This window comes from Paenibacillus sp. O199 (assembly GCF_001636635.1).
GTDB classification, from domain to species: Bacteria; Bacillota; Bacilli; order Paenibacillales; family Paenibacillaceae; genus Paenibacillus; species Paenibacillus marchantiae.
On sequence record NZ_LGRP01000083.1, the window covers coordinates 1 to 3,675 of the forward strand.

The 3,675-nt window shown below is 45.1% G+C and carries 4 protein-coding genes; 1 reads left to right on the forward strand and 3 read right to left on the reverse strand.

The window, feature by feature from the left end:
- Positions 1–263 precede the first annotated feature (263 nt).
- Positions 264–1,007 (forward strand): MerR family transcriptional regulator, encoded by a 744-nt coding sequence (locus A6049_RS32150; RefSeq protein ID WP_063568456.1) that lies wholly within the window; start codon positions 264–266, stop codon positions 1,005–1,007.
- Between the two features lie 390 nt (positions 1,008–1,397).
- On the opposite strand, the gene A6049_RS32155 is transcribed toward A6049_RS32150, so the two are convergent.
- The 3 genes from A6049_RS32155 to A6049_RS32165 all read right to left on the reverse strand — a co-directional run bounded on the left by A6049_RS32155 (position 1,398) and on the right by A6049_RS32165 (position 3,421).
- A complete protein-coding gene (locus tag A6049_RS32155; protein WP_240321612.1) occupies positions 1,398–1,880 on the reverse strand; it encodes a hypothetical protein in 483 nt (160 codons plus the stop codon).
- Positions 1,881–2,144: 264 nt separating this feature from the next.
- The gene (locus A6049_RS32160; RefSeq protein ID WP_063568457.1) at positions 2,145–2,801 is read right to left on the reverse strand and encodes a deoxynucleoside kinase; all 657 of its coding nucleotides are present in this window, start codon (positions 2,799–2,801) and stop codon (positions 2,145–2,147) included.
- Positions 2,798–3,421 (reverse strand): deoxynucleoside kinase, encoded by a 624-nt coding sequence (locus A6049_RS32165; RefSeq protein WP_063568458.1) that lies wholly within the window; start codon positions 3,419–3,421, stop codon positions 2,798–2,800. The genes A6049_RS32160 and A6049_RS32165 overlap by 4 nt, the downstream gene beginning before the upstream one ends.
- Positions 3,422–3,675 lie beyond the last annotated feature (254 nt).

Here is a 3,675-nt window from a genome sequence, read left to right on the forward strand (position 1 = left end):
CGTAGCCGTCATCTCCGCCATCGCGAGCGCGGCCGAGGTGCGCGCAGCGGCTGCGCAGTTCGCTGCGGCGGTGCGCGGGATGCAGGCGTAGCCACGCGCTCCCTGCACCGCCAGTCCGTGTGCCGCACCAGATAGATGGTGCAGCACATTCAGTTATTCTCAAGATGCAGCTTCCGTGCCTGCATCTTATTTTTTTCATTTTCACCTGTTGACTCTCACGTAACGTGACGCTGTACAATCGGTGGTGTAAGGAGGTTTCCATCATGGCCATGAAAGTAAAAGAAGTGGCCGAACTTGTCGGGATCAGTGTGCGCACACTGCATCATTATGATGAGATCGGACTGTTAACACCGGACGAAGTGACTTCTGCCGGATATCGACTGTATTCAGATGCCAATCTGGAAATGCTGCAGCAGATTTTATTTTTTAAAGAACTCGATTTCTCTCTGAAAGATATCAAGGAGATTACAAACAATCCATCTTTCGATCGAGAAGAAGCCCTGAATATGCATCGCCGTATTTTGTTGGAGAAACGCCAGCGGTTGGACCAAATGATCGCCACCATTGATAAATCGGTTCAACACGTGAGAGGAGAAATTAAGATGACAACCAAAGAACAATTTGAAGGGTTTAATTTCAGTCATAATCCGTATGAGCAGGAAGCGCGGGAACGTTGGGGAGACCAAGCAGTGGATCAGGCTAATCAAAAGTTACACAACCAGTCTACTGGGGAGCAAAAAGCTCTATCCGATCAAATGAATTCAATCTACGCTCGTCTTGCAGCAATTCGTCACACGGATCCAAACTCTGCCGAAGCTCAAGCCGGAATCTCGGAATGGTACAGCTATCTGAACAACATGGGCAATTATTCTCCTGAAGTCTTCAGAGGGTTAGGCCAAATGTACGTAGACGACGAACGTTTTACACGTAATATTGATCAATTCGGCGAAGGCTTGGCTGTATTTATGAGGGATGCCATGGCTGTGTTTGCTGATCGAAACAGCTAATCTAGGCCTACATTGATTCCACCTATAGCATTATCCGTATTATCCGATGCCCCTCGCAATCAGGTATGTATACGTTGTAGACAAGTAGTTCCATTTCGAACTTTCTATTGCTAATGAAAACTTGCTCTCTCGTTATAGGCAATATGCTCGTGTTAAATAGAACTCCGTTCTGCCACATCTTTTCCGTGTTCATGCAATGTGCTGGACAGCCGAGGGATTCAACATTACTCAGTTTACACAAAAAAGGGACGTACGCCCTAAGACGTCACGTCCCTCTTGTAGTATCTCAGCCGCAATGTGAATAAGCCATTTACAGTTATTCACTCTGAGTACTTTTTTTAATGGAGCAATCCCTGTATTACACAGGTCTTGCTTCCTTCTATCCATCGGTTAAGCTCTAGGAGCGTGATCTGACGAGGAAGCATCCGATGCCATACTGGTCTTCGCCATCCGTCCTGGAATCTGCCATGCCGATACAATCGCCAGTACGATGAATAACAGGTCAACCGGCTCGCTGAAATAATCCGTAAAGGTATCCACAAATGCACTAACCATCTCACCATCGAACACCAGATCCAACATGCTTGCATCGCTGAACAACTCGGAAGTAAAATACACCACCGTCAGATACTTCCCAAGCAAAATGCCGATAAGGGCAAAGATAACTGCAATGGCTTTATGTGCCGTCGCGATCCGTTTGTTCGAGAACAATACAACCGCGTAGCCTGCGAGCGCCCCAATGACGATAGCAATGAGCCCTAGCTCCCTTTCCGTCATGGCAGCGATTACTGCCCACACAATTCCTCCTACAATTGCTGCCAATAATCCACCAACGATTGGCATGCCGATCTTGATCCCTTGTTTCTCTTCCACGTTGTCTTTCCCTCCTGAGTCATGCTTATGCTTCTTTTCCAGAATTCACCTTTTCTATGAAACCACAAATAGTCCTTTTATTCAACAAATTTCTACTATCTTATAATCATTAAAATAGGTTCTGCACCAATGCTTTTATCTCAAAATAACGCAAAAAACCCCCTCTATCAGCCTTGAATTGGCAGAGAGGGGATCTCATTTAATCTTATTAATTTAATAACTCTTTTATTAACCTATGAATAACATACTTAGATAAGTTAATGTTTATAATTGCGTAGCGTTGGAGGGATTAATGACAGCAGCAATCTGCGCCAAAATGGCATCCACCGATGCTGGGTCATTCACATCGTACTCATCGATGTTCAAACGCAGTACCGGACAGGCCGTAAATTGATTAATCCATACCGAATAGCGCTCATGCATATGCTCCCAGTAGGAACGGTCCGTCTGAATCTCCATCTCCCGTCCGCGTTCCGTAATCCGATTCAGAATGGATGGTAGGCTACCTTCCAGGTAAATCAGTACGTCCGGATGAGGGAAATACGGTGTCATCACCATAGCTTCAAACAAACTGCTGTACGTCTCAAAATCCGTAGCCGACATTGTGCCCTGATCCGCATGCATTTGTGCAAAGATACCTGTATCCTCATAGATGGAACGATCCTGTACAAATCCACCGCCCAGTTCAAAAATTTTCTTCTGTTCCTTAAAACGCTCTGCCAGGAAATAAATCTGCAAATGGAAGCTCCAGCGTTCAAAGTCATGATAGAACTTCTCCAGATATGGATTGTGGTCGACTTGTTCAAGCGAAGTCTTGAAACTCAAACGTTCTGCCAGTGCCGCTGTCAGAGTGGATTTGCCCACCCCAACGGTACCTGCTACCGTAATTAATGCATTGGCCGGAATGCCATAATTGTTCATGTGATGTACTCCTTTACCTGATTAACAATCTGTTTGAAATGTTCGGGATGTTCTACAAAATCGAGCTGCTCCGCATTCACCTTAATGATAATTGGCGGATTCGGGCTGCTAGCCAGGTAGTCCATACCTGTTTTATAATCTGCAATTAACTGCTCCATATAAGCGGGGTCCATATCCTGCTCAAAAGACCGTCCACGTTTGTTGATCCGGTTCATCAATGTATCGAGCTCAGCCTCAATATAGAGCACCAGATTGGGTTTCGGCAGATCATCCGTTAAGAGGTGATAGATTTGACGGTATTTGTCCCGTTTCGTGCCCTTTAAGGTACGATCGGCAAAAATCATATTTTTATAGATATGATAGTCCGAAATGACGGGTGTATTCTTCTTAATGTAGTGCACGCCTGTGTCTTCCAGTTGCTTAAACCGGTTACACAGAAAAAACATTTCAAGCTGGAAGCTCCACTCATCTATATCCTGATAGAAGGAAGCCAAAAAGGGATTCTCTTCTACAATTTCCTTGACCAGCGGAAGGTTCAATTCCTGAGAAAGCATCGTTGCTAACGTTGTTTTCCCCGCACCAATCGGACCCTCCACGGCAATAAACGGGGCTGATTTCATCGTGATTCAGTTCCTCCTCGTACTCATGCGTGTTTCCGTTTCTATATAGACCCCACCTATTGTATCACAGCTTGGATGATGGGAAGGCCAGTATTTTATGTATAAAATGAGTTTTATCTCTAAGACCAAGATATATAAAACAGCCTACAGGAGTTATATTCATTCCCATGATCATAATAACAGAAAAAGACACGATCGCTTATCTACGATCGTGTCTTTTGATTGCTTGGCGGCGTCCTACTCTCCCAGGACCC

Excerpts from the sequence above, each read along its gene's own strand:
- A6049_RS32150 (WP_063568456.1), top strand. The coding sequence starts at position 264 with ATGGCCATGAAAGTAAAAGAAGTGGCCGAACTTGTCGGGATCAGTGTG.
- A6049_RS32165 (WP_063568458.1), bottom strand. The coding sequence starts at position 3,421 with ATGAAATCAGCCCCGTTTATTGCCGTGGAGGGTCCGATTGGTGCGGGG.
- A6049_RS32160 (WP_063568457.1), bottom strand. The coding sequence starts at position 2,801 with ATGAACAATTATGGCATTCCGGCCAATGCATTAATTACGGTAGCAGGT.